23 protein-coding genes and 4 tRNA genes are annotated in these 24,596 nt (G+C 63.0%); 7 read left to right on the forward strand and 20 right to left on the reverse strand.

Going from position 1 to position 24,596, the window contains the following annotated elements; all coding sequences use genetic code 11:
* Positions 1 to 72: 72 nt before the first annotated feature.
* The 4 genes from CXR25_RS10715 to CXR25_RS10730 form a co-directional block, all read right to left on the reverse strand.
* Positions 73 to 144, reverse strand: a tRNA-Val gene (locus CXR25_RS10715).
* Positions 145 to 180: 36 nt separating this feature from the next.
* Positions 181 to 252, reverse strand: a tRNA-Val gene (locus CXR25_RS10720).
* Positions 253 to 285: 33 nt separating this feature from the next.
* A tRNA-Cys gene (locus CXR25_RS10725) sits at positions 286 to 356 on the reverse strand.
* A gap of 26 nt (positions 357 to 382) precedes the next feature.
* Positions 383 to 455 (reverse strand) — tRNA-Gly (locus CXR25_RS10730).
* Positions 456 to 591: 136 nt separating this feature from the next.
* Here CXR25_RS10730 and CXR25_RS10735 point away from each other — a divergent pair.
* Positions 592 to 1,068: a PGPGW domain-containing protein gene (locus tag CXR25_RS10735; RefSeq protein ID WP_240518047.1), complete on the forward strand. Its 477-nt coding sequence runs from the start codon at positions 592 to 594 to the stop codon at positions 1,066 to 1,068.
* Between the two features lie 28 nt (positions 1,069 to 1,096).
* On the opposite strand, the gene zapE is transcribed toward CXR25_RS10735, so the two are convergent.
* From zapE to hrcA, 8 genes are all read right to left on the reverse strand, one after another.
* Positions 1,097 to 2,107 carry a cell division protein ZapE gene (zapE, locus tag CXR25_RS10740; RefSeq protein WP_009881463.1) on the reverse strand — a complete coding sequence of 337 codons (1,011 nt, stop codon included), beginning with the start codon at positions 2,105 to 2,107 and terminating at the stop codon, positions 1,097 to 1,099.
* Positions 2,108 to 2,168: 61 nt separating this feature from the next.
* Positions 2,169 to 3,104 (reverse strand): GTPase Era, encoded by a 936-nt coding sequence (era, locus tag CXR25_RS10745; RefSeq protein WP_009881464.1) that lies wholly within the window; start codon positions 3,102 to 3,104, stop codon positions 2,169 to 2,171.
* Between the two features lies 1 nt (position 3,105).
* Positions 3,106 to 4,359: a hemolysin family protein gene (locus tag CXR25_RS10750; protein ID WP_096145611.1), complete on the reverse strand. Its 1,254-nt coding sequence runs from the start codon at positions 4,357 to 4,359 to the stop codon at positions 3,106 to 3,108.
* Positions 4,360 to 4,362: 3 nt separating this feature from the next.
* Positions 4,363 to 4,851: an rRNA maturation RNase YbeY gene (gene ybeY, locus CXR25_RS10755; protein WP_009881466.1), complete on the reverse strand. Its 489-nt coding sequence runs from the start codon at positions 4,849 to 4,851 to the stop codon at positions 4,363 to 4,365.
* Positions 4,848 to 5,900: a PhoH family protein gene (locus tag CXR25_RS10760; RefSeq protein WP_009881467.1), complete on the reverse strand. Its 1,053-nt coding sequence runs from the start codon at positions 5,898 to 5,900 to the stop codon at positions 4,848 to 4,850. The genes ybeY and CXR25_RS10760 overlap by 4 nt, the downstream gene beginning before the upstream one ends.
* A gap of 28 nt (positions 5,901 to 5,928) precedes the next feature.
* Positions 5,929 to 6,675, reverse strand: a complete 747-nt coding sequence (locus tag CXR25_RS10765; RefSeq protein ID WP_009881468.1) for a 16S rRNA (uracil(1498)-N(3))-methyltransferase — start codon at positions 6,673 to 6,675, stop codon at positions 5,929 to 5,931.
* The gene (gene dnaJ, locus CXR25_RS10770) at positions 6,672 to 7,790 is read right to left on the reverse strand and encodes a molecular chaperone DnaJ (protein ID WP_009881469.1); all 1,119 of its coding nucleotides are present in this window, start codon (positions 7,788 to 7,790) and stop codon (positions 6,672 to 6,674) included. The genes CXR25_RS10765 and dnaJ overlap by 4 nt, the downstream gene beginning before the upstream one ends.
* 101 nt (positions 7,791 to 7,891) lie before the next feature.
* Positions 7,892 to 8,962: a heat-inducible transcriptional repressor HrcA gene (gene hrcA / locus CXR25_RS10775; protein WP_069600269.1), complete on the reverse strand. Its 1,071-nt coding sequence runs from the start codon at positions 8,960 to 8,962 to the stop codon at positions 7,892 to 7,894.
* A gap of 140 nt (positions 8,963 to 9,102) precedes the next feature.
* On the opposite strand from hrcA, the gene CXR25_RS10780 reads away from it, so the two are divergent.
* A complete protein-coding gene (locus CXR25_RS10780; RefSeq protein ID WP_009881471.1) occupies positions 9,103 to 9,966 on the forward strand; it encodes a DUF3097 domain-containing protein in 864 nt (287 codons plus the stop codon).
* Between the two features lie 157 nt (positions 9,967 to 10,123).
* A complete protein-coding gene (locus CXR25_RS10785) occupies positions 10,124 to 10,942 on the forward strand; it encodes a DUF4870 domain-containing protein (protein WP_069600270.1) in 819 nt (272 codons plus the stop codon).
* 140 nt (positions 10,943 to 11,082) lie between these two features.
* On the opposite strand, the gene hemW is transcribed toward CXR25_RS10785, so the two are convergent.
* Together hemW and lepA are read right to left on the reverse strand one after the other, a co-directional pair.
* Positions 11,083 to 12,315 carry a radical SAM family heme chaperone HemW gene (hemW, locus tag CXR25_RS10790; protein WP_009881473.1) on the reverse strand — a complete coding sequence of 411 codons (1,233 nt, stop codon included), beginning with the start codon at positions 12,313 to 12,315 and terminating at the stop codon, positions 11,083 to 11,085.
* A complete protein-coding gene (lepA, locus tag CXR25_RS10795; protein WP_035277969.1) occupies positions 12,316 to 14,187 on the reverse strand; it encodes a translation elongation factor 4 in 1,872 nt (623 codons plus the stop codon).
* A gap of 196 nt (positions 14,188 to 14,383) precedes the next feature.
* On the opposite strand from lepA, the gene CXR25_RS10800 reads away from it, so the two are divergent.
* The 3 genes from CXR25_RS10800 to rpsT all read left to right on the forward strand — a co-directional run bounded on the left by CXR25_RS10800 (position 14,384) and on the right by rpsT (position 16,209).
* Positions 14,384 to 15,151, forward strand: coding sequence for an endonuclease/exonuclease/phosphatase family protein (locus tag CXR25_RS10800; protein ID WP_009881475.1), 768 nt, complete (start codon positions 14,384 to 14,386; stop codon positions 15,149 to 15,151).
* A gap of 11 nt (positions 15,152 to 15,162) precedes the next feature.
* Positions 15,163 to 15,741: a type II toxin-antitoxin system PemK/MazF family toxin gene (locus CXR25_RS10805; RefSeq protein WP_009881476.1), complete on the forward strand. Its 579-nt coding sequence runs from the start codon at positions 15,163 to 15,165 to the stop codon at positions 15,739 to 15,741.
* Positions 15,742 to 15,948: 207 nt separating this feature from the next.
* Positions 15,949 to 16,209, forward strand: a complete 261-nt coding sequence (gene rpsT, locus CXR25_RS10810) for a 30S ribosomal protein S20 (protein WP_009881477.1) — start codon at positions 15,949 to 15,951, stop codon at positions 16,207 to 16,209.
* A gap of 91 nt (positions 16,210 to 16,300) precedes the next feature.
* Here the strand turns inward: rpsT and holA are convergent, their stop codons facing one another.
* From holA to CXR25_RS10835, 5 genes are all read right to left on the reverse strand, one after another.
* On the reverse strand, positions 16,301 to 17,284 hold the full coding sequence (holA, locus tag CXR25_RS10815) for a DNA polymerase III subunit delta (RefSeq protein ID WP_009881478.1): 984 nt from the start codon (positions 17,282 to 17,284) through the stop codon (positions 16,301 to 16,303).
* A gap of 65 nt (positions 17,285 to 17,349) precedes the next feature.
* Complete coding sequence (locus tag CXR25_RS10820) at positions 17,350 to 19,674, reverse strand: ComEC/Rec2 family competence protein (protein WP_226830030.1); 2,325 nt, start codon at positions 19,672 to 19,674, stop codon at positions 17,350 to 17,352.
* Complete coding sequence (locus CXR25_RS10825) at positions 19,658 to 20,566, reverse strand: helix-hairpin-helix domain-containing protein (RefSeq protein WP_009881480.1); 909 nt, start codon at positions 20,564 to 20,566, stop codon at positions 19,658 to 19,660. The genes CXR25_RS10820 and CXR25_RS10825 overlap by 17 nt, the downstream gene beginning before the upstream one ends.
* Before the next feature lie 141 nt (positions 20,567 to 20,707).
* Complete coding sequence (locus tag CXR25_RS10830; protein ID WP_069600271.1) at positions 20,708 to 21,583, reverse strand: DegV family protein; 876 nt, start codon at positions 21,581 to 21,583, stop codon at positions 20,708 to 20,710.
* Positions 21,580 to 22,887, reverse strand: coding sequence for a UDP-glucose dehydrogenase family protein (locus CXR25_RS10835; RefSeq protein ID WP_009881482.1), 1,308 nt, complete (start codon positions 22,885 to 22,887; stop codon positions 21,580 to 21,582). Before CXR25_RS10835 ends, CXR25_RS10830 begins: the two co-directional genes overlap by 4 nt.
* A gap of 94 nt (positions 22,888 to 22,981) precedes the next feature.
* Between CXR25_RS10835 and CXR25_RS10840 the strand changes: the two genes are divergently transcribed.
* Positions 22,982 to 23,677: a hypothetical protein gene (locus CXR25_RS10840; protein ID WP_240516310.1), complete on the forward strand. Its 696-nt coding sequence runs from the start codon at positions 22,982 to 22,984 to the stop codon at positions 23,675 to 23,677.
* A gap of 70 nt (positions 23,678 to 23,747) precedes the next feature.
* On the opposite strand, the gene nadE is transcribed toward CXR25_RS10840, so the two are convergent.
* The gene (nadE, locus tag CXR25_RS10845; RefSeq protein ID WP_009881484.1) at positions 23,748 to 24,575 is read right to left on the reverse strand and encodes an ammonia-dependent NAD(+) synthetase; all 828 of its coding nucleotides are present in this window, start codon (positions 24,573 to 24,575) and stop codon (positions 23,748 to 23,750) included.
* Between the last annotated feature and the right edge of the window lie 21 nt (positions 24,576 to 24,596).

The raw sequence follows: 24,596 nt of genomic DNA on the forward strand, positions 1-24,596 counted from the left end.
TCACGCATGGGTCAGACGGCGACCGAGGATGAATGCACGAAGCCCCGAGTGATTCACTCGGGGCTTCTTCTGTGCGCGATACTGGGATCGAACCAGTGACCTCTTCCGTGTCAGGGAAGCGCGCTACCGCTGCGCCAATCGCGCCTTATTCATTTGTTGCACCGGAACACAAGGTCCCTGTGCGCGATACTGGGATCGAACCAGTGACCTCTTCCGTGTGAAGGAAGCGCGCTACCGCTGCGCCAATCGCGCCGACTCACCGATGGAAAACCAACGGAAAATCCGAGGTGGCGACGGGATTCGAACCCGTGTATACGGCTTTGCAGGCCGCTGCCTCGCCTCTCGGCCACGCCACCATCAAGGCAGTGCCATGACGCCTTCGAGCGGATGACGGGATTCGAACCCGCGACCCTCACCTTGGCAAGGTGATGCTCTACCAGCTGAGCCACATCCGCATTTCTCGCTGCCCGGTTTCCCTGGCAACGAGATATAACTCTATACGCAGGTGGCGGTCCATGCAAAATCGAATCGGAGTGATCGTGCTCACACACGCAAATCAAGCTTTCAGACTCATCGACTTATATTGGAAGAGTGAATGACCATCCCCAGGACAAGCGCCCCGAAGGGTGGCTGTCGCGCCATCACAAACACGGAGTGCGACCGTGGCGCAGAACCCGCCTGAGCTTTCTGCGCTGGCGCGGAACTATCACAGCCAACCCGCACACGGCACGCCTCTACCGAATGATCGTCGGCGGACTGGGCACACTCATCGTCCTCATCGGACTGCTGCTCGTACCGTTGCCGGGCCCCGGTTGGCTCATCGTCATCATCGGCCTGTTCATCATCTCCAGCGAGTTCCGCTGGGCGCAGAGGATCCTGCACTTCGTCCGAGTCAACGTGGAGAAGTGGACACATTGGATCATGGCGCAGCCCCTATGGGTGCGCTGGACCGTCGGCGCAGTGACCGCGGCGTTCGTCGCCGTGGTCGTCTGGGCAGTATTCAAGATCATCGGGATCCCCGACTGGGTTCCCGAGCTCGAAGTCCTCAGATACCTCGACCTGCAATAGCGACCTGCAGTAACGCTGCGAGACCCGCCTACTGCGAGGAGAGCGCTGTCAGACGCGAGAGACAGCGCATGTACTTCTTCCGATAGCCGCCGGCCAACGATTCCTCGGTGAAGACCTTGTTCAGCGCCTGTCCCGAGTTGATGATCGTGACGTTGCGGTCATAGAGCCGGTCGACAAGTGCGACGAAGCGCAGAGCCACGCCCTCGTTATCGATCGTCTCCACGTCCTCCCACACTGCTGCGTCGACGCCGTCGACCATCCGGCCGTACCGGGAGGGATGGACCGTGGAGAGATGCTTCAGCAGCGTCGGGAAGTCGTCGCGGGCGACCGTGCCCGTGAGTTCCGCGGTGGCAGCATCGAGGTTCTCTGCCGCAACAGGCGCGGCCGGCTCGCTCAGACCTCGGTGACGGTAGTCTTTGCCTTCGATCCGGTAGATGTCGAACTGGTCAGCCAGCGCCTGGATCTCGCGGAGGAAGTCCTGTGCCGCGAAGCGTCCCTCTCCCAACGACCCGGGCAGGGTGTTCGAGGTCGCGATGATCTTCACGCCGGCATCGGTGAGTTCACGCATGAGTCGTGACATGAGCACCGTGTCGCCGGGATCGTCGAGTTCGAACTCGTCGACGCAGACGAGTTTCATCTTCGAGAGGTCGTCTCGGGCACGGACGAAGCCGAGGGCGCCGACGAGGTTCGTGTATTCGACGAAGGTGCCGAAGGTCGCCGGCTTCTCATTGGCATGCCATGCCGAGGCCAGGAGGTGGGTCTTGCCCACACCGTAGCCGCCGTCGAGGTAGACGCCCTTGGGCCCGTCCTTGCCCTTCGAGAACAGTTTGCCGAGGAAGCCCTTCGACGTCGACGACGCCACGAATTCCTCAAGCTTGTTGCGCGCCTGAGCCTGCGAGGGCTCCGTGTCGTCGGTGCGGTAGCTGGCGAAGGACACGTCATGGAACTGCGGTGGCGGGACGAGGCCCGCAATGAGTTCGTCGGGTGCAACTTGGGGGGAACGGTCGCTCAGGGCGACCAGAGTCTGCTCGGCATTCACCCGGCCTAGTCTATTGCAGGCCACACGCTGTCAATCAACTGAGCCCGGCGTGAGAGTCCTCTCAGCTGAAGTCGAAGCCCAGACGCCCCAGCTGCTTGGGATCACGCTGCCAGTCCTTGGCGATCTTCACATGCAGATCGAGGTAGACCTTGGTTCCGAGCAGTGCTTCGATGCCGCGCCGGGATTCGCTGCCGATCGCCTTGAGTCGACTGCCGCCCTTGCCGATGATGATCGCCTTCTGGCTGGATCGTTCGACATAGAGATTGACGTGGACGTTCCACAGCGGATTGTCCTCACTGCGTCCCTCACGGGGATACATCTCCTCGACCTGTGCGGCCAGGGAGTGGGGCAGCTCATCACGGACTCCCTCGAGCGCGGCCTCGCGGACGAGTTCGGCGATCATCATCTCTTCGGGTTCGTCGGTGAGCTCGCCCTCCGGGTAGAGCGGCGGTGAGACGGGCAGGTGACCGGTCAGCACGGTATCGACCGTGTCGATCTGGAACCCGTCGACGGCGGAGACGGGGACCACATCGGCGAAGTCGGCGAGTTGGCCGACTGCCAGCAGCGCCTCGGCGACCTTCTCCTGGGGGACCTTGTCGGTCTTCGTCACCAGCGCCACGATCGGGGTGCGGCCGTCGAGGAGTTCGAGCTGTGAGGCGATGTATCGGTCACCGGGGCCGATGGGCTCATCGGCGGGCAGGCAGAAGCCGATGACGTCGACTTCGCTCAGCGTCGAGGCCACGAGGTCGTTGAGGCGGCTGCCCAGCAGCGTCCGCGGCTTGTGGAGTCCCGGGGTGTCGACGAGGATCAGCTGGTGATCGTCTTTGTGGACGATGCCGCGGATCGTGTGCCGTGTGGTTTGGGGCTTCGCCGAGGTGATCGCCACCTTCTCCCCCACCAGAGCGTTCGTCAGCGTCGATTTCCCGGTGTTCGGTCGGCCCACGAAGCAGGCGAACCCGGCTCGGTAGTTCTCAGGATAGTCCGTGCGAAATTCCATTTCAGTTCTCTTCCTTCGTGACCCTGACGTGGGTGATGCGGTGGCGGCGGCCCTGGCCCTCCATCGCTTCGATGATGAGACCCTCGATCCGTGCGTTCGAGCCGTCGATGGGAACGCGGCCGATGAGCTTCGTGAGAAGTCCGCCGACGCTGTTGACGTCATCTTCGTCGATCTTCACATCGAAGTAGTCGGCGAAGTCGGAGATGGACATGCGGGTGCTGATGACGAATGACCCGTCATCGACCTCGACGAGCTCATCATCGCTGGTGTCGTATTCGTCTTCGATCTCGCCGACGATCTCCTCGACGATATCTTCGATGGTGACGAGTCCGGCGGTGCCGCCGTATTCGTCGATGAGGATCGCCAGGTGCGTCGAATCGACCTGCATCTGCTCCATCAGTTCATCGGCGGGTTTGGTTTCGGGAACGAAGAGAACTCCTCGCGCCAGGATGTCGACCGGTCGCTCCGCGTCCTCCGGGTGGAGGTGGAGGCGGCGGGCGACGTCCTTGAGGTAGGCGACCCCGCGAATGTCATCGAGGTCCTCACCGCTGACGGGAATCCGTGAGAATCCCGACCGGAAGAAGAGGTTCATCACCTTCGACAGCGGAGTGCCGGAGTTGACGGTCACGAGGTCCGTGCGCGGAACCATGACCTCATTCGCCGAGGTGTCGGAGAGGTTGAACACGGACTGGATCATCTCGCGTTCGCCGTCTTCGATGACATCCGATTCGCTGGCTCGCTCGACGAGGTCACGCAGCTGATCCGAGGTCACGAACGGTCCGTCCTTGTAGACGCGGTCCGGGGTCAGCAGGTTGCCGAGGAGGACGAGGATCTTCGTCAGCGGCTTGAGCACGACGAGTGCCGCACCCACGACCCAGCTGAGGTTGAGGCACACGGCCAGGGAACGACGTCGCCCGATGGTCCGCGGGGACACTCCGGCGACGACGAAGACCGCGATCGAGGCGGTCAGCACGGTGAGCACGACCATGAGCGGTCCCACCGAGTAGATCGAGTTATACGCCAACGCGATGAAGACCGTCGCCAGTGCTTCGAGGAAGTTGCGGACGAAGATGATGACGTTGATGTTGGTGGGCAGATCGACGAGGATCTTCTCGGCCCGGAATGCGGCCTTCTTACCTTCGTCCTTCGCATCCTGGATCGCCTGATGGGAGACGCTGAGCAGAGCCGCGTCCACCGCGGACAGCGTCGCCGAGATCACGAGACACAGGGCGGCGCCGAGGAACAGCCAGAGCACGGCTCAGACCTCGGTCGGTGAGGGGATGTCGGTGCGACCGTCGTAGCGGGCGGCGAAGAAGGTCAGCAGAAGATGACGCTGCAGGGTGAACATCTCTTCCTTCTCCGCGGGCTCACCGTGGTCATAGCCGAGCAGGTGCAGGAAACCGTGGACCGTCAGCAGCAGCACCTCGTCCATGGTCGTATGGCCAGACGACGATGCCTGGGCAGCGGCCACCTCGGGGCAGATGATGATGTCGCCCATCTGGCCCTCGGTGGGAGCACCGGGCTGGCCCTGGGTGAGCTGGTCCATCGGGAACGACATCACGTCGGTGGGTCCCTCGAGGTCCATCCAGGTGACGTGGAGTTCTGCCATCGCCGTGGCATCGACCATGGTCACCGCGAGTTCGGCGCCGGGGTGCATGTGCAGAGCCTGACCCAGGTATTCGGTCAGAGCGACAACCTCGTCGAGGTCGATCGACTCATCGGTTTCGTTGGAGATCTCGGTATTCATTCGCTGCTTCCCCACAGGTCGTAGGCGTCGACGATCTTCGTCACCAGCGAGTGGCGGACGACGTCCTTGCTGCCCAAGTGGCAGAATTTCAGGTCTTCGATTCCGGTCAGGATGTCCTGGACGACGTTGAGACCGCTGCGGGTCTTGCCCGGCAGGTCGATCTGAGAGACGTCACCGGTGACGACCATGCGAGCTCCGAAGCCCAGACGGGTGAGGAACATCTTCATCTGCTCACCGGTCGTGTTCTGCGCCTCGTCGAGGATGATGAACGCATCGTTGAGAGTGCGGCCGCGCATATACGCCAGCGGGGCCACCTCGATCGTGCCCGTTTCGATGAGCAGCGGGATCGACTCGGGGTCGACCATGTCGTGCAGGGCGTCGTAGAGGGGACGCACGTAGGGGTCGATCTTCTCGTTCAGCGTCCCGGGCAGGTAGCCCAGGCTCTCCCCTGCCTCGACGGCCGGGCGGGTGAGGATGATGCGTGAGACCTCTTTGTGCTGCAGGGCGTTGATGGCCATCGCCATGGCGAGGTACGTCTTGCCCGTGCCTGCAGGACCGATGCCGAAGGTGATCGTGTGATTGCGGATCGCCTTCACGTAGTCGTGCTGGCCCATCGTCTTGGGACGGATCGACTTTCCGCGTGTGGACAGGATGTTCGTGCCCATCACCGCCGAGGCGGCCTGTCCTTCAGAGGAGAACGACGCGACCCTGTCGATCGTCTCCTCGTTGATGCGGTGGCCCGAGGCGTGCAGCTTCTTGAGTTCCCCGATCACGGAGACGAATGCCGCCACGCGCGTCGGCTCACCGCTGGCCTGCACCTGGTTGGCGCGCACATGCAGATTGAGCTCGGGGAAGACGCGCTCGAGCTTCCGCAGGTTCGACTCCCCCGGCCCGAAGAACTCGACCAGATCGATGGAGTCGGGAATCACGAGACGCACTGTGTCCGATGAGGCTGCTTCGGCAGGTGTGCTGTTCACAGAGTTCGTGGGCTGAGTGGAGGTGTCCAGAATGATCCTTAGTGACTGTGAGTACTTGTGGGAGTACTGCAATTGTGTGCTTCCATCGTAGTCCGCTTCGTCACCAACGGCCCAATGAATTCTGAGCCATGACGAGGCCGGCTGCTCCGGCCGAGGACGAACGCAGGACCGTCGGGCCCAGGAGCACTGTGTCGGCGCCGATGGCCGACAGGGCCTCGAGCTCGGCGTCGCTGATGCCGCCTTCGGGTCCCACGACCAAGACGATGCGGTCCGAACCGGCATCAAACCGAGACAGTGCCTGGGAGAGTTTCAGCTCGGCCGCCTCGTGGAGGACGTAGACGGTATCGCCCTCGGACAGTGCCCCTGCCAATCCGGTGCCGCGGACCAGATCGTGACGCAGTGGGAAGCGGGCGCGTCTGGCCTGCAGAGACGCAGCCCGCAGGACGTTGTCCCATTTGGCGGCGAGTTTGTCGCGCTTCTTCGCGGGCCAATCGGCGATCGAGCGTTCGGCGGCCCACGGGACCACCTCGTCGACTCCGATCTCTGTGGCGGCTTCGATCGCCTGCAGATCGCGGTCGGCTTTCGCCAGAGCCTGCACGAGGACCAACCGCGGTCGTTCCACCTCGGCGTGGGTCACCGAAGCAACCTGAAGTCCCATTTCATTCGCCGAGGCGCTCGTGACGGTTCCGCGCACGCGAGTGCCGGCTCCGTCGACGACTTCGAGCTCATCCCCGGGTCCGAGTCTGCGGACTCGGACCGCGTGCCCGGCCACGTCCTCACCGAAAGTGAGCACCTGACCGGCGGCCGCCTCGGCGACCTGGGAGGAGAAGAAGACGGGAAGACTCACCGACCGGCGAACTTCTCACGCATGCGGGAGAACATGCCTCGGTTCTGGGTGGTGATCTGCGCGCGTGGAGTCTCCTCATCGCGCAGCTTCGCCAACTGCGACAGCAGGTCCTTCTGCTCATCGTCGAGTTTGTCCGGTGTCATCACGTCGACCGTGATGAGGAGGTCGCCTCGGGTCTCCGAACGCAGACGGGAGGCGCCGAGTCCGGGAAGCTTGACGACGGTGCCGGACTGGATGCCGGCCTCGATCGAGAGATCCTGAGTGCCGTCGAAGGTATCGAACGGGATCGAGGCGCCGAGGGCGGCCGCGGTCATCGGCACCGAAACGGAGGCGCGCAGGTTGTCACCGTCGCGCTGGAAGACTTCGTGACGGGTCACCATGACCTCGACGAAGAGATCGCCGGCAGGTCCACCTCCGGGTCCCACCTCGCCCTGGGAGGAGAGCTGGATGCGCGTTCCGTCGGAGACTCCGGCGGGGATGCGGATCTTCATGGTCCGCTGCTTGCGGACGCGGCCGTCTCCCTGGCAGTTGAGGCAGGGGTTGGGAATGACGGTGCCGTAGCCGTGGCAGGAGTTGCAGGTCTGGTTAGTCACCATCTGGCCCAGCAGTGTCCGGGTCATGCGCTGGACGCTGCCGGCTCCGTGGCACAGGGTGCAGGTCTCAACGGAGGTGCCCTGCTGTGTTCCAGCACCCGAACAGGTGTCACAGACCACGGCAGTAGCGACGTCGAGGTCGATGTTGCCGCCGAATGCGGCGGTCTCCAGGTCGATGTTGACTCCCACGAGCGCGTCCTTGCCACGCTGCGTGCGCGGCATCGGGCCACCGGCTGAGCCGGCCCCTCCGCCGAAGAAGGTTTCGAAGATGTCGCCGAAGCCGCCGAAGCCGCCACCGCCGGCAGGGAAGCCCTGTCCGTTCTCGCCGCCGCCCATGTCGTAGTTGCGGCGCTTCTCCGAGTCGGAGAGAACGTCGTAGGCAAGGGAAATGGCTTTGAACTCATCCTCGTGGCCGGGGTTCACATCGGGGTGATACTTCCGGGCCAGCTTTCGGTAGGACGATTTGATTTCAGCCGCCGAAGCGTCTTTGGACACTCCGAGTGTTTCATAGTGATCGGCCACAGAAACTTCTCTCTCCCTGGTGGTGTGGGTTGTTCGCGTTGTCGTGCCTGTTCGCAGTGGTGCTTGTTCGCGCTGTGCTGTGCGCTGTCGGATCGGTACATCTAGCTCTGATCGAGGACAGAGGAGACGTACTTCGCCACGGCTCGCACAGCGGTGATCGTCGTCGGATAGTCCATCCGGGTCGGCCCGAGCACAGCCAATCGCGCGGAGGAGCCCGCGTCATGACCATATTCGGCGGCCACGAGGGATGTCGAGCTGAATGACTCGTGAGTATTCTCACGACCGATCCGAACGCTGATCTCCTCTTGGTCCTCGGCCATCGATGTCAGCAGCTTGAGCAGTACGACCTGCTCTTCGAAAGCTTCGAGGATCGGTGCCATCTTCTCACCGAACTCCCGTCCGGAGCGAGCCAGGTTCGCGGTGCCTGCCATGATGATGCGTTCTTCACGCGTGGCGATGACAAGATCTGTGACTGCGGCTCGCACCTGCGTCAGAGCCGCGGCGAGCTCAGCGCCGACTGAGTTGGCTCCGCCGAGGGGTTCTGTCTCGGTGCCGTCGGCGACCGCGCCCGTGGTGCTGGGGGTGACCGTGCTCATCACCTTTGAGAGCTTCTGGCCGGAGAATTCGGTGTTGACCTCATCGCGGATTCCGCGCAGTGATTCGTCGTCGATGACTCCCGGTGTGATCACGACCTTCTGTTCGACCTGACCGGCATCGGTGATGAGGACGACGAGGATGCGGTTGGGCCCCAGGCCCACGACCTCGATGTGTTTGATCGTGGCGCGAGAGACCGTCGGGTACTGGATCAGGGCCACCTGGTGGGTCAGACCCGAGAGGACTCGCACCGTACGGTCGAGCATGTCATCGAGGTCCCCGTTTCCGTCGATGAGCTGGAAGATCGCACGCCGCTCAGCCTGGGTCAGCGGTTTGAAGTCGTCGATGCGGTCAACGAACATCCGGTAGCCCAGGTCGGTTGGGATCCGACCGGCGGAGGTATGGGGCTGCGCGATGTAGCCCTCCTGCTCGAGGTGAGCCATGTCGTTGCGGATCGTGGCCGGCGAAACTCCGAGCGTATGGCGCTGAACGATGGCCTTCGAACCGACGGGTTCATTGGTGGCGACGAAGTCTTCGACGATCGCACGCAGAACCTGTGCTCGTCTGCTGTCGTTCATTCGTCCCTCCTTGAGTTCGGCGCTGCATTTGGCACTCATCTGCCTTGAGTGCCAATTCTACGCCTCTTGCAGTTCGAATTCACTTTCGCCCCTGTCCCAGCGGGTCACCGCCCATCGCGCCGAGTCCTTGATTAGGGTGGTTGACCGTGAATACCTTTGATCGCTACGGACCCGATGTACTGGCAGGTTCCTCTCCTTCCTCGCACCGGCCCAAGAAGTCCACCCCTGTCGAGCTCGCACTCGGAATGGTCCTCGAGGATGCCATGACCGGATATGTCGGTGCCGTCGTCGGCGCCGAGAAGACCACCGCCGGCGTCGTCGTCAATCTCGAGGACCGTGCAGGCAAGGTCCGCGCATTCCCGCTGGGGCCCGGCTTCCTGCTTGAGGGCAAACCCGTAGACATCAAGCTCCCTGCCAAGAAGAAATCGGCCCCAGGTCGCACGGCCTCGGGGTCGCGGGCAGTCGGCAATGCGCGGGCTCGAGTGGCTCGGGGATCGCGCATCTGGGTCGAGGGCAAACATGATGCTGAACTGGTGGAGAAGATCTGGGGTGACGATCTGCGCATCGAGGGAGTCGTCGTCGAACCCCTGGGCGGCTTGGATGACGTCGCTGACAAGCTCGCTGCCTTCGGTCCCGACAAGGAGCACCGCGTCGGGGTTCTCGCCGACCATCTGGTCTCTGGCACCAAGGAGTCCAAGATCGCCGATGCGGTGCGTGCCGATCCTCGCTATCGCGATGTCGTCCACATCATCGGACACCCCTATGTCGACATCTGGCAGGCGGTCAAGCCTCATGTCGTGGGCATCAGGGAATGGCCCGTCGTCCCCCGGGGCGAGGACTGGAAGACGGGAATCCTGAAGCGAATCGGCTGGCCCCACGCCGATCACCGGGATGTGGCACGCGGCTGGGTTCGCATTCTGGGCAAGGTCAGCACCATCGCCGACGTCGAACCCACGCTCTCCGGTCGAGTCGAGGAGCTCATCGACTTTGTGACGGTCGGGTGAGACGCCGTTCGGATAAGCCACCGGGACGGGGAAAACGCAGGTCAGTTGAGGCCCCAGGGAGTTTGTGATCGATCTGGTACACGATTCGGGCTTTCCCCCATTCGGCGCCAGAGCATTTCCGATAGTGTGAATGACCAGAAGCTCTGAAAGGACCCGCATGTCTTATAACCCCCAGCAGCCCAACAACGGCTCTGACCAGTCGCGTCCCATGCCACCGAACTATTCTCAGGCCTCTGGACCCCAACAGCCCTACAGCCAGCAGAACCAGAACTATGGTTCCCAGCAGCCGAATCCCGCTCCGCAGACCTACGGTTCACAGCAGGGCCAGCCGGCTCAGCCCGGTTTCGGATCGCAGCAGCCCGGTCAGCAGCCGAACTACGGTTCGCAGCAGCCAGGTTACGGTTCGCAGCAGGCCTACAGCGGCCAGCAGCAGTCCGGGCAACAGCAAGCGTACGGCCAGGGACAGTATGGGCAGGGTCAACAGCAGTATGCCCAGCAGCCCTATGGGCAGCAGGCGTACGGCTACGGACCAGGACAACCGGTCGGAAATCCGGCGCTGTTCGACTCACGGATGCTCCCGGAGAATGCCTACGGCCCCGGCTCCGAGATGTTCTGGCAGGCCAGCGAGAACGACAGAACCACAGTTCTCTGGACACACCTCGGGTCGATCATCGTCGGGTTCCTGCCCCTGATCATGTTCCTCATCAAGAAGGACGAATCGCCCTACGTGCGCGAACATTCACGACAGGGCCTCAACGCCATGATCACGAACCTCATCGCCACGTTCGCGGCCGTCATGGTGTTCATGGTCATCGGCTTCGTCCTCGCGCTCGTCACCTTCGGTCTCGGGTTCTTCGTCTATTTCCTGGCATTCCTCGTCCCGCTCCTCTACACGGTGCTCTACATCATCGCCGCTGTAGCCGGGAGCAAGGGAGAGGGCTATCAGTTCCCCCTCGTGATCAACTTCGTGAAGTGATCAGGTCCACCCCATGAGCTGAGAGTCGTTTCAGCATCAAGAAGCCGCTGCCATCGCAATCGATGACAGCGGCTTCTTCGCGTTCGGTTCAGTTCGCTGGGCCTGCGTTCAGCTGACCGAGTTCAGGCCTCGGAGCCGATTCAGTCCACGTAGTCGGTCAGGATACGAACCATATAGTCCGCCATGAGCCGTCCCTGCAGAGTGGGTTCGAAGCGACCTTCGTCCACGGCGTCACCATCGAGCAATCCCTGTTTCACAAAGCCGCGGATCGCCCGCTCGCTGCCTGCTCCCAACGAGTCCAGTGGCAGTTCCGAATCGATGCGGGCTGCGAGCATGATCCGCTCGATCTCCTGCGTCGACTCGTCGAGGACCTCACGCCCGATGGCAGGTGACTCGCCTGCGAGCAATCGGTCGGACCAGGCACGGGGATGTTTGGCGTTCCAGAACCGCACTCCCCCGACGTGCGAGTGGGCTCCGGGTCCGAAACCCCACCAATCGGCATTGCGCCAGTAGGCCATGTTGTGGTCACAGCGGGTCTCGGCTGACGTCGACCAGTTGCTGACCTCGTACCAGTGCAGACCAGCAGCCGCCATGGCGGCATCGGCGATCTCATACTTATCGGCCAGATCGTCTTCGTCGGGCATCGGCAGTTCACCACGGCGAACCATGGCGCCCATCTTCGTGCCGGGTTCGACGATGAGCGAATAGGCAGAGATATGGTCGACGTCGTTGCTCAGCGCCACCTCAAGTGACCTGCGCCAGTCGTCGATGGACTCCCCCGGTGTTCCGTAGATGAGGTCGAGGCTGAGTTCCAGACCGGCCTCTTTGATCCACCGAGCCACATCCGGAATCTTCGCCGGATCGTGAGTGCGATCGAGGGTAGCGAGCACATGGGGCACGGCTGACTGCATGCCCAAGGAGATCCTGGTGAACCCGGCAGCGGCCAGGGTCGCGATATAAGCCGGATCCAAAGTGTCCGGGTTCGCTTCGGTCGTGACCTCCACATCGGGAGCCAGCCGGAAACGATCACGGATGTCATCCATCACCCCGGCCAACACCTCGGCGGCCAACATCGTCGGGGTGCCGCCACCGAAGAAGATCGTCGTCACCTCACGGTCACCAGCACCCGCCTCGGCGAGGACACGGACCGAGAGGTCGAGCTCTCGGGAAAGATTGCTGCGGTAGTCGTCGCGGGAGGCCCCAGGGCCCAGATCTTCTGCCGTGTAGGTGTTGAAGTCGCAGTAGCCGCAGCGGACTCGGCAATAGGGGACGTGAACGTAGAGGCTCAGGCCGCGAGCGGCCGCGCCGACCCCGGCCGACGCCGGCAGCGAACCGTCGAGCGGTGGAGTCTCCCCAGTCGGTTGTGCCGGCACTTACTTCTTGGCGTCTTTCTTGGTCTCCGGCTCATCGGAGGACAGCGCGGCGATGAAGGCCTCCTGAGGGACCTCGACGTTGCCGACCACCTTCATCCGCTTCTTGCCTTCCTTCTGCTTCTCGAGCAGCTTGCGCTTACGGCTGATGTCGCCGCCGTAGCACTTGCTCAGAACGTCCTTGCGGATGGCACGAATGGTCTCGCGGGCGATGATGCGCGAACCGATGGCGGCCTGGATCGGCACCTCGAACTGCTGGCGCGGGATCAGTTTGCGCAGCTTGCCAGCCATGAGCACGCCGTAGGAGTAAGAGTTGTCGCGGTGGACGATCGCAGAGAAGGCATCGACCTGATCCCCATGGAGCAGGATATCGACCTTGACCAGATCCGCTGCGTCCTGTCCGTCATCGGAGTAGTCGAGGGTCGCGTAGCCCTTGGTCTTCGACTTCAGCTGGTCGAAGAAGTCGAAGACGATCTCCGCCAACGGCAGTCGGTAGCGGATCTCGACTCGGTCTGAGGACAGATAGTCCATCCCCTGCAGGCTGCCGCGACGCGTCTGGCACAGTTCCATGACCGCACCGATGTAGTCGCTCGGGGTGAGGATCGTGGCCTTGACCATGGGTTCGCGGACCTCTTTGATCTTGCCCGTCGGATACTCGCTGGGGTTCGTGACCTCCATCTCCGTTCCGTCTTCCAGGGTGACGTCGTAGATCACGCTGGGTGCGGTGGAAATGAGGTCGAGGTCGTATTCGCGTTCGAGTCGGTCGCGCAGAACTTCGAGGTGGAGGAGCCCGAGGAACCCGCAGCGGAAGCCGAAGCCCAGCGCCGTCGAGGTCTCCGGCTCATAGGCCAGCGAAGCGTCGTTGAGCTTGAGCTTGTCGAGCGCGTCGCGCAGGACCGGGTAGTCCGAACCGTCGATCGGGAACAGCCCGGAGTACACCATGGGCTTGGGTTCTTTGTAGCCGTCGAGCGCCTGCGTAGCTGGAGCGGAATTCAGGGTGACAGTATCGCCGACCTTGGACAGGCGCACGTCCTTGACTCCGGTGATGAGGTAGCCGACCTCACCGACGCCGAGGCCCTTCGTAGCCTTCGGCTCCGGAGAGGAGACCCCGATCTCAAGAAGTTCGTGGGTGCTGCCGGTCGACATCATCGTCAGCTTCTCACGCGGGTGCAGGGCACCGTCGATGAGGCGGACGTACGTCACGACACCCCGGTAGGTGTCGTAGACGGAGTCGAAGATCATGGCTCGCGCCGGGGCATCGGCATCGCCGACAGGTGCAGGAATGTCGGAGATGATGCGGTCGAGGACCGCGTCGACGCCTTCGCCGGTCTTGCCGGACACCAGCAGGCAGTCCTCCGGTTCGCAGCCGATGAGGTTCGCGAGTTCTTCCGCGTACTTCTCAGGCTGGGCAGCGGGGAGGTCGATCTTGTTGAGCACTGGAATGATCGCAAGATCGTTCTCCATGGCCATGTAGAGGTTGGCCAGCGTCTGGGCTTCGATGCCCTGTGCTGCGTCGACGAGGAGGAGGGCACCTTCGCAGGCAGCCAGGGACCTGGAGACCTCGTAGCTGAAGTCAACGTGTCCCGGAGTGTCGATCATATTCAGAGCGAAGGGAGTGCCCTCGTTCTCCCAGGCCATACGCACAGCCTGGGACTTGATCGTGATTCCGCGTTCGCGTTCGATGTCCATCCGGTCGAGGTACTGAGCACGCATATCACGCGGCTGAACCGCACCGGTAACCTGGAGCATCCTGTCGGCCAGGGTCGATTTGCCGTGGTCGATGTGAGCGATGATGCAGAAATTGCGGATCAACTCGGGTGATGTAGCGGACGGAGAAATCCGTTCGAGTGCTTGTGGCTTCACCTGAGGTGACATGAACGCCCTTCCTTCGACAGACCAGAATCTCCATTGTTCCATGGGTTGTGCGCCAGACTGGAATCCTCCGCACCCCCGAGCGTGCTCTCCCCTGCTCTGCAAAGCCACACATAGAGTCGGGACGAAGTCACACGAACTCACCGAGAATTCGGGCTCTGATCCCCCACTTTCGGCCCTGATCGGCGAAGATTGTGCCATGAGCGACTTCTCGATCATGACCTTCAACCTCAGATATCCCGCTCTCGACGGGCACCCCGTGGCCACACGGCTGCCCATCGCCGCCGAGCTCATCACCCAGGCTCGCCCTCACATCATCGGCACGCAGGAGGGTGAACTCGACCAGCTCGAGAATCTCATCAGTCTTCTCCCCAAGGAGTACGTCTGGCTGGGCGAGGGCCATTCGGGCGGCAACTCCGGGGAATTCACCGCCGTCATCTACGATTCGTCCCGCTTCGACGTCGACAGGGTCGACATCAGCTGGCTCTCCGAACAGCCGGAGACAGTCGCCTCCGAATCCTGGGGCGTCTCCCATGCCCGGACCCTGACGGTCGTGGACTTCCGTGACCTGGTGACCAAGCAGCCGCTGCGCCTGCTCAACACCCACCTCGACCACAGATCAGAGGAGGCTCGTCTGGAGTCGGGGAAGATCATGGCCGATCACCTCGCCGAGGCGGCCGGACCTTGCGTGGTCACCGGAGATTTCAATGTCGCCACCGGATCCCCCGTGTACAACTATTTCTGCACCGAGCTGGGACTCACCGACACAGGGGCTGCCGTCCCGGGTGAGAACATCGGCACCTTCCACCGCTACAAGGGGCCGAAGGACGGCGACCCTCGCATCGATTGGATCCTCACGACATCAGACCTGCAGACCGTGTCGACCCGGATCAATACCTTCTCCGCTGGTGGCGAATATCCCTCCGACCACTTTCCGGTCGAAGCGGTTCTGCGCCGCGTCGATTAGGATCAGTGCACATGAGTTGGAAATCACTGGTCAGTCGCGTCGTCAGGATCGGCGTCAGAGAAGGCGTCAAATACTACAAAGATTCACAGCGGAAGAAGTCAGGTTCGCAGGGTTCGGAACCGCGCCCCAGCGGTCCCCCACAGGGTGATGGACGGTCGTCGGGATCCGCCTCGGCGAAGGGAGGCGACTACCCCGGTGACTACCGCGGCGCGGTCAACGTCTCCTATGCACCCGATCTCGACGGCGACGCCGATCCGGGCGAAGTCGTCTGGGGATGGATCCCCTTCGAAGAGGACCACAGCCAAGGCAAGGATCGCCCGTCCTTGGTCGTGGGCAAAGACGGACGCTGGGTACTGGCACTCATGCTCACCAGCACGGACCACATTCCAGGTGGCGTCGGAGAGGTCCGCGAGGACCGCCACGCCAAGTGGATGAACATCGGCAGCGGAGAGTGGGACTCACAGGGCAGGCCCTCTGAGATCCGTCTCGACCGTGTGATCCGACTCGATCCGGAGACCATCCGCCGCGAAGGCTCGATCATGCCTCGCGAGATCTTCGAACAGGTCGCGAACAACGTCAACGCGGGCTGAGTCGAATCCCGGACACCGATAATTTCTGCTTGACCGGTTCAGCCTGTATCGTTGGCTGTGTATCTTCATCAATGGCGTGTGTCTCGTCTAGGTCGGGTGAAGATGCCATCAGGCTCGATATCGTCGATGTGTTTCCCCGCGGAGATGAGTATGTCGGTCAGATGTGCCCTCACGACCATGTTCCACTAACACGAAAGAGTGTTGAAATTGGCTAATATCAAGTCACAGATCAAGCGGATTGAAACCAACGAGAAGGCTCGCCAGCGCAACAAGGCTGTGCGGTCCGAGGTTCGGTCACACGTCCGCGTCGTCCGCGAGAACATTGCTGCCGGCAAGAAGGACGAAGCACAGCAGGCTTATGCTGTTGCCGCCCGCAAGCTCGACAAGGCTGTTTCGAAGGGTGTTCTGCACAAGAACAACGCTGCGAACCGCAAGTCGCGCATGGCCACGCAGATCAACGCTCTCTGAGTCGATCACTGAGGCTATAGCTTCGAGGGGCCCGATCCATTTGGATCGGGCCCCTCAACTATTCACCGTTCGGTTCGGCTCACTGTTCGGTTCAGCGTTGGCGAGCCAGCCGGCAGACTTCGGAGACGAACCATTCGACGGCATAGACCGGGTCACGACCGCCGCCTTTGACCGCCTCATCAGCCTCGGCCGCCGCGATCAGAGACTGTCCCAGTGCCACTTCGTTCCACCGGCGCACCTCACGCCTGGCACGGTCGACCTGCCACGGAGCCATCTTCAGCTCCGCTGCCAGTTCACCGCTTGATCCAGAGAAGCCCTGCACCTTGGCCATCCCCCGCAATTTCATCGCAACGGCGGCCACCAGGGGAACAGGGTCGGAACCGGTCGACAGAGCGTGACGCAGCAGGCTCAGCGCACTCTTCACATCTCCCCCGACTGCAGCGTCGGCGACCTTGAAGCCAGTGGCCTCCACTCGGCCGCCGTAGTACTGATCGACGATCTGAGCGGTGATGGTGCCCTCAGTGTCCTCGATGAGCTGTTCGACTCCGGCATTGAGTTCGGACAGATCAGCTCCGAGCGCAGACATCAGCGCTGCCATCCCGGATTCGTCGATCTGCCTCTTCGCGGCCTTGAACCGACCCTGAGCGAACTTGGCCCGGTCACTCTCATTCTTCAGTGCCGCCGCATCGACCCGGGGGAAACCGTTGGCCTCGATCTTCTTGACCAATTTGGCACCGCGATTGCCGCCTCCGTGGAGGAGAAGGACGACGGCGTCGTCATTGGGTTCATCGAGGTAGGCGAGCGCATCAGCCAGGAACGCCTCCGAGCACTTCTCAACGCTGTCGACGATGATGAGCTTCGCAGTGGAGAACAAGGAGGGTGAAGCGGCCATGAGCAGCTCTCCACCCTGATATCCGGCGGCGTCGAATTCCACCTCTTCCGGGTCCTTCTTCCGTGCGGCAGCCACGATCCGGTCCTTAGCCATACGGATGAGCACCGGCTCGTTCCCGGAGATCATCACAACGGGCGCGGGCTTCGCGGAACTCCACGGGATCAGGGTCTTCTTCACTGCCATGGGCCAAGCCTATCGTCAGCCGCGGACACGATGCGCAACGGTCACAGGTGTCTCCCTCGATAGGCTCATTGCTCGTCCCCGTGACAGTCTCGCGCGGTGCTGTACTTCGCGTGTGCGTAGACGGCGACGGTGCCGCAGCGGTCGGTGCGCAGGACGGGGACCGGACCGAATGCCCGTTGGGCACGCGGGGTGGGATGTCCGTAGCTGTTCTCGCCCACGGAGATGACTCCGAGGCGAGCGCCTGCTGCCGTGAAGAAGTCCTCTGCCAGGTCCGAGGAACCGTGGTGGGGTGCGATGAGCAGATCAACGGGTTCCAGGCTCTGGGCGAGAATGAACTGTTCGTCTTCGCCGATGTCGCCGGGGACGAGGAAGCTCAGCCCCTCGAGTTCGACCCGTAGGACCAGGGAGTCTTCATTGCGCACCTCGGTCCCCACTGTCTCTTCACCCACGTCTGTCTCCTCATTCCCGTCTGCTTCCTCCCCTCTATCTGTCTCTGCGGTCTCTCGCGCCGGCGGCCAGAGCACCTCGATTCGGGCCCCATCTGCGTCGAGGCTGCGTCCACGTGTTGTCGGCACTACCTTCGCACCGGTGTCTGCGACGAGACCGCGGACCTCTGCTCCCCCACTGACGTTGCTGGAGACCCACAGACGATGGAGGATCCGCGACCAGGTGGTCCCGGCATACCCGGCGCTGTGATCGGCGTCGAAGTGGGAGATGACGAGGTCGAAGTCCTCGATCCCACCCTCATCGAGGCACACATCGACGGGCTTCGGATCCTTCCCCGTGTCCACGACGAGCCCTGCCCCCTCGCCGAGGTTGATCACCGTTGCCGAGCCCTGCCCCACATCGCAGATCATGACCAGCCAGTCATCGGCCGGTGGCTTCGTCCTGCCGACGACGATGATCAGCGCCGTCAGGCAGATGCAGACGACGACGGTGGGGATCCCCCACAGCTTCCTGCGCACCAGCATCCATAGGCCCGCGGCCAGCAGGATGAGGAGCCCGAGTGCTGCCAGTGTCCCCACAGGAGGTTTCGGCCAGTCCAGGGCTGCCCCGGGCAGTCCGGCACAGATCCTGGCCACGCCGACGATCCACCATGCGCACAGTGAACCGAGCCAGGCGGGCACCTGCGCACACCACAGCAGGCCGGGAACGCCGAGGAGCCCGAGTCCCCCGCACACCATCGACACGAACCCCAGAACGGTGGCCGGCAGGACAGCAGGGGCGGCGAGCGCGTTCGCTGCCACCGACCACAGCCCGATCCGCGGGTCGATCGCCACGAGCACCGGGGTACAGGCCAGCTGAGCAACCAAGGGCACGATGAGTGCACTGATGACGATCGTGGGGACCATGGACAAGTGCAGGCTCAGACGCCGCAGAATGATCGGAACGACGAACAGGATCGCGGCGGTGGAGACGACGGAGAGGACGAACCCCACAGAGGTTGCCAACACGGGAACAAAGCTGAGCAGGATGCATACGGTTGAGCTCATCACCGCCACCGGTGAGATCCCTCCCCCACGCAGGAACACGAGAGCAACCGCGATGGCCATACCCGCAGCGCGTATGGCACTGGGTTCGAATCCGACGATGAAGACATATCCCACACAGGTGAGCACCCCGACGCCCACCCGTGTCCGAGGGCCCGCCCGGCACAGTCCGGCAAGCAGTCCGGCGCCGAGGCTGACGATCGTGACATTGCTGCCCGAGACAGCAGAAATGTGCGTCAGGGACACAACGCGCATGTCATCTTCCATTCGCGCATCCTGGGGTTCGGTGTCTCCGACCACGAGACCCGGCAGCAGTGCGCCCCCGCTGTGCCCCGAGGCCAGCGAGTCGTGGCGCAGCTGCAGGCGCAGATCTGCCCGCCACTTCCAGACTCCGTTGGGCGCACGGATGATGCGAGCGTCATCGTTGCTGATGCGGATGTCATCGAGGGCTTCGGTGCGCAGTGACACGTGGGCACCGTCGGGTGGCGCCGAGGGGCTGAGCACCTCGGTGATCCCTGTCGACGTCAGCACGGTCAGCCGTGACCACCCCGAGTCACCCGGCTGGCTGTGCCCGACCGCGATGCCCTCCACCTCGGTAGCCTCATCGGGCCCGCGTGCAGACCCGAGCATCGTGGTCTGCACCGTGAGCAGGCACGCGAAGACGATGAGGAGCACGCCGAGGTGGTGGTGTCTGCGCAGGCAGAGGAACCCGAGACAGACGAGGGGTGGGACGGTGAAGAGTGCCCAGGGACCGGGTGCCGCCAGAGCGGTGATCCACAGACTCAGCGCACAGATGAGCAGGCGGAAGGACCCGGGCCAGACCTTCGCAGCACCGCGCACCCACGCCAGTGCACCCCTCAGCCGTTCCTTCGCCGCTTCGGCCCTACCCGACGATGACAAGGTCTTTGAGGCTTTCAAAGGTCTTGGGCCCGATCCCTGGGACCAGCAGCAGGTCGTCGACGGTGGCGAAGGGCTGTTCCTCCCGGTAGGCGATGATCGCCTCAGCAGTGACCGGTCCTACCCCCGGCAATGTCTCCAGGGTGGTGAGGTCAGCGGTGTTGAGATTGACGGCGGTACCCGAATTCGGATCTGCGGACGCACTGCCTGACGCACCTGCACTGTCCGAGGTACCGGAACTGCCTGCGCTGCCGGAGCTGCCGTCCTGTCCAGCACCGCCTCCTGCGCCTTGCTCGGCACCCCCTGCCGCGTTCGTGCCGGCACTGTCTGCATCGGATGCGCCCGGTCCTGGGTCCTCTCCGCGCATAGGAATATGGATCTGCTCACCGTCTTGGAGCACCCGAGCGAGATTGATCGCCTCCGCATCCGCTTCGCTCTTCAGACCGCCAGCCGCCTCCACCGCATCTTGGACTCGAGCACCGGGTGCCAAGATCACCACAGAGGGGCTTTGCACCGCCCCGGTGACGTGAACGATGACATCGCCGGACTCGGTGCTGGGGGCTGCAGATGCGGCTTCGACTTCGGGCCCACCCTTGTCGCCGGAGGCGGTACCCGGTCCATCGTGAGAGGCGGAGCCGTGATCGTCGACAGTACCCGCCTGATCCTCAGACGCCGCGTGCTGTGGGGCCGGCCGGAAGAGGAGAAAGGCGATGACGAGCACAGCAATGGTCACAACTGCCAGAGCTACGAGGATGGGCAGGCGCACTCGACGCGGCTCTACCGGTTCGTCCTCTCCTTCGCTGTCGCTGCCGAAGACGTCTCCGGGGACCCAGCCGCCGCGCTCGGCGCTGGAGTTGATGAGGCCTGCGAAGCGATCATCGGGAGAGACAGCCATGTCGACAAGCTATGCTCGGCGATCACGAGGGCACCAGGCCCAGATTGCTGCCTGTGGACACCGTCTGCACATCCACAGGTCATGGGCACATGAGTCGGCCAGTCATCCACATGACGGCGACCGCGAGTGGGTGGGGCCTGCTCAGGGTCGTCTTTGAACCGTGATTCCGATCGTGCCGGATCCGACGTGGGCGGTGATGATGGCCGAGAGTGTCCGAAACGTCGTCGGCAGACCACTGGCTTCGATCTTCTCCTGCAGCGCAAGCACATCAGGGTGGGAGGGCTCGCCGTCTGCGTGCTGGATCTCTACGTACACGTCCTGCTCGTCTGAGGCGATCTCTGCCGCGGCCTCGCCTGCCAACACGGCCATACGCTCAAGTGCCTTCGTGCGGGTGCGGACTCGTGCGACGGGTGCCACGACCCCGGCGTTGAGTCCGAGGACCGGGACGATCTGCAGGGCCCTGCCCAGGAGCGAGGAGGCGGCCCCGATGCGACCACCTCGGCGCAGGTGTTCCAGGGTCGCCGGGGCGAACGCGGTACGGGTCTCGGCGGCGCACCAATCAGCGACGGTGCCGGCAATCGATGCCACGTCATGACCCTGTGAGATTCCGGCGGCCGCGATCGACACGGCCCCGGCCAAGCCCGCCGAGGTGGTCCGGGAGTCAACGACATTGATCAGCAGGTCCTCGTTCTCGGCTGCCGCGACGGCGGAATCTCGGGTCCCGGAGAGCTCGCCCGACATCGTCACAGTGATGATCGCCTCAGCACCATGGTCGATCAGTGTCGAATAGGCGTTGGTGAATTGGGCGGGAGTGGCCATGGAGGTCGAAACCTCGGTGCCCTCATCCATCCTCCGGCACAGATCCCCGGCGTCCAGTTCACCGTCGGCGAAGGCGACGCCTCCGACGAGAACCGTCAGCGGAACGACGGCGAAGAGGTCACCGGTGACATCGCGCAGCCCTGCCTCCTCGGAGGCAGAGAGCTGCGCGGTCGAATCGGTGACCAGGCCGATTCTCATGGACGGCCCAGCGCCCGATACGTCCAGCCTGCCGAACGCCATACCTCTGGGGTGAGCACATTCCGACCGTCGATGAGGACCTTGCCGGCCACCAGCGATGCCGTGGCCACGGGATCAAGATCCCGATACTCCTGCCATTCGGTGAGCAGCAGCACCGCATCGGCTCCGGCCAGCGCCTGCGAAGCATCCGCGACATAGTTGAGTTCGGGGAACGTCTTCGCGGCATTGTCGATTGCCTGCGGATCAGTCACTGTCACCACGCCGCCCTGGGTGGCGATCAGGCGTGCCACAGCCAGGGCAGGCGAATCGCGCACATCATCGCTGTTGGGCTTGAATGCAGCGCCGAGCACCGTGATCTTCTTCCCGATGAACGACCCGTCCAGGGTGTCCCGGGCGATGTCGACGATGCGCACTCGACGCCGCATATTGATCGAGTCGATCTCGCGTAGGAATGCCACCGCCTGATCGGCACCCAGCTCACCGGCGCGTGCCATGAAGGCTCGAATGTCCTTGGGCAGGCAACCGCCGCCGAAGCCGAGTCCGGCATTGAGGAACTTCCGACCGATGCGATCATCCATTCCGATCGCATCCGCCAGCTGAGTCACGTCCGCGCCCGAGGCTTCACACAGTTCGGCCATGGCGTTGATGAATGAGATCTTCGTGGCCAGGAACGAGTTCGCTGCGGTCTTGACCAGCTCGGCCGTCGCGAAGTCTGTGACCAGTCGAGGCGTCTGCTCCTCGAGCATCGTCGCATAGACCTCATCAAGGTTTTCTGTGGCCCGTTCACCGGCTTCGCCCTCGGCAACGCCGTAGACCAGACGGTTCGGGTGCAGGGTGTCCTCGACAGCATGGCCTTCGCGCAGGAACTCGGGGTTCCACATCAGGCTCGCTCCGGTGGGAGCGAGGATCGCGGCCAGACGCTCAGCGGTGCCGACTGGAACGGTGGACTTGCCGACAACCACAGACGTCGACGACAAGTGCGGAACCAGCGAATTCACTGCAGCATCGACATAGGTGACATCGGCGGCGAACTCTCCTGGCTTCTGCGGAGTCCCGACACACACGAAGTGCATCTGCGAGTCTGCGACACGCGAGACGTCGGTGGTGAACTCGAGGCTGCCGAGATCCTGACCCTTCACCAGCAATTCACTCAGTCCCGGCTCGAAGAAGGGCGGCCGGCCGGAGGTCAGCGCCGCAACCTTGTCTGCGTCGACGTCGACGCCGACGACTTCGTGTCCCAGTGTTGCCATGGCCGCCGCGTGTACTGCGCCCAGATATCCGCATCCGATGACTGAAATCTTCAACCCGTGTTCTCCCTGCTTCGTCCCGGCATTTCAGCCACACTATATGCCACTAGGTTCCACGATATCTGCAGGTTGAAACAGTACCCTTGTAAATGTGAAGCGTTTCTTGGATTTCCTGACCAACTCCCCCGCCGCGGTGACGTTCGCGGTGCTCAGCGTGCTGGGCATCGTGGCCTTCGCCATTCCCGGTCTGCACCCGTTCACCTGGATCATCGGCCTCGTGCTGTGCCTGGGCGTCATCATTGCCCTGCTCCTCTTCCACGGTGAGTGGCGGCGTGCGCAGATCCAGATCGATTCGCTGCGCCAACTGCTCAGCACCGAGCGCGGACGTCTCGACACACTGGGACTGACACACGTCGATGAGGAGGTCACTGCGCTGCCCGACGAGGAGCGAGCACAGCGGATCCTGGGTCTGCTCCCGGACTCGGCCGGTCTGGTGCAGTCACTGCGTCTTGATGCGACCTTCGGATCTCTCGAGGTCGACGAGCTCGAACCTCTGCACACGTTCAGGCAGGAATTCGCGAAGTCCAGCTTCGACAATCCGCGTTCGCACACCGCTTTCATGAATCTCTATCGGGCAGCTGAGGCCCTGTCGATCTGGGTCAACGAAGAGACACGGCAGCTTGCCAGCGATAAGACGAAGCGAGAGATCCGGCCCGGTGACTCCCGCAAGGGCGGATGGAGAGAGTACACGGAGGCACGCAGTCGCGGCGAGAGCCTCGGCGACCGGTTCGTCTCCGCCCGCTGGGAGTTCAACCAGACAGCTTTGGAGCTCGGGCTCGTCGCCTGAGTCAAACACAGCCGAAATACACTGCTGGCGACGAACTCGATTGAGTTCGTCGCCAGCAGTGTATTCACCGTCAGTGGCGAATCCACCACGAATCTGTCGGAGCCACAGGGGTGCGACGCTTGTGCTCGGTGGCGCGGTACTTCTCAATGAGGAGAGAGGCGGCCGCCTTCTCGATGTCTCTGCCCTCAAGGAAGTCATCGATCTGGTCGTAGCTGAGTCCCAGAGATGATTCATCGGTCTGGCCCGGTGCATCGTCGAGCAGATCGGCTGTCGGAACTTTCCGCACCAGATGTTCTGGGGCGCCGAGGTGGTCGAGCAGTGCACGGCCCTGCCGTTTGTTCAGCCCGGCCAGCGGCACCACATCGGCGGCTCCGTCACCGAATTTGGTGAAGAAGCCGGTGACGGCTTCGGCGGCATGATCGGTGCCTGCGACGAGGAGTCGCTTCTCCCCTGCCAGTTCGAATTGTGCGATCATCCGCATCCGAGCCTTCACGTTGCCCTTGCCGAAGTCGGTGATGGCCTCTCCGGTCGCGGTATTGTATTCGGCTGCGGCTGCGTCTGTGGCGGATCCGATGTTGATGACGAGTTCATGATCGGCTCGGATGAATTCCAACGCGTCCTGAGCATCACTCTCATCGGCCTGCACATGATGCGGCAAACGGATCGCCCAGAATTCGGCGGCTGCCCCCCGCCGCCGCAGCTCCTCGACCGCCAACTGGCACAGGCGTCCGGCCAGAGTCGAATCCTGTCCGCCGCTGATGCCCAAGGTGAGCCCCCTGACACCGGTGGTCAGGATGTAGTCGGCGAGGAACTCGACCCGCCGGGCGATCTCCGTCGCCGGATCGATTGTCGGTCTCACACCCAGTGCGTGCCGGATCTGGTCCCGAGTAGCTTCCATTGACATATGTGTTTTCAACCC

Source organism: Brevibacterium aurantiacum (assembly GCF_003932995.1).
GTDB classification, from domain to species: domain Bacteria; phylum Actinomycetota; class Actinomycetes; order Actinomycetales; family Brevibacteriaceae; genus Brevibacterium; species Brevibacterium aurantiacum.

Bases quoted from the DNA above. Each gene is read 5' to 3' on its own strand.
- holA (WP_009881478.1), bottom strand. From the start codon at position 17,284: ATGGCAGTGAAGAAGACCCTGATCCCGTGGAGTTCCGCGAAGCCCGCG.
- CXR25_RS10800 (WP_009881475.1), top strand. From the start codon at position 14,384: ATGAGCGACTTCTCGATCATGACCTTCAACCTCAGATATCCCGCTCTC.
- CXR25_RS10830 (WP_069600271.1), bottom strand. From the start codon at position 21,583: ATGAGAATCGGCCTGGTCACCGATTCGACCGCGCAGCTCTCTGCCTCC.
- nadE (WP_009881484.1), bottom strand. From the start codon at position 24,575: ATGGAAGCTACTCGGGACCAGATCCGGCACGCACTGGGTGTGAGACCG.
- hrcA (WP_069600269.1), bottom strand. From the start codon at position 8,962: ATGAACGACAGCAGACGAGCACAGGTTCTGCGTGCGATCGTCGAAGAC.
- lepA (WP_035277969.1), bottom strand. From the start codon at position 14,187: ATGTCACCTCAGGTGAAGCCACAAGCACTCGAACGGATTTCTCCGTCC.
- era (WP_009881464.1), bottom strand. From the start codon at position 3,104: ATGGAATTTCGCACGGACTATCCTGAGAACTACCGAGCCGGGTTCGCC.
- CXR25_RS10825 (WP_009881480.1), bottom strand. From the start codon at position 20,566: ATGGCTGTCTCTCCCGATGATCGCTTCGCAGGCCTCATCAACTCCAGC.
- CXR25_RS10805 (WP_009881476.1), top strand. From the start codon at position 15,163: ATGAGTTGGAAATCACTGGTCAGTCGCGTCGTCAGGATCGGCGTCAGA.
- ybeY (WP_009881466.1), bottom strand. From the start codon at position 4,851: ATGAATACCGAGATCTCCAACGAAACCGATGAGTCGATCGACCTCGAC.
- CXR25_RS10785 (WP_069600270.1), top strand. From the start codon at position 10,124: ATGTCTTATAACCCCCAGCAGCCCAACAACGGCTCTGACCAGTCGCGT.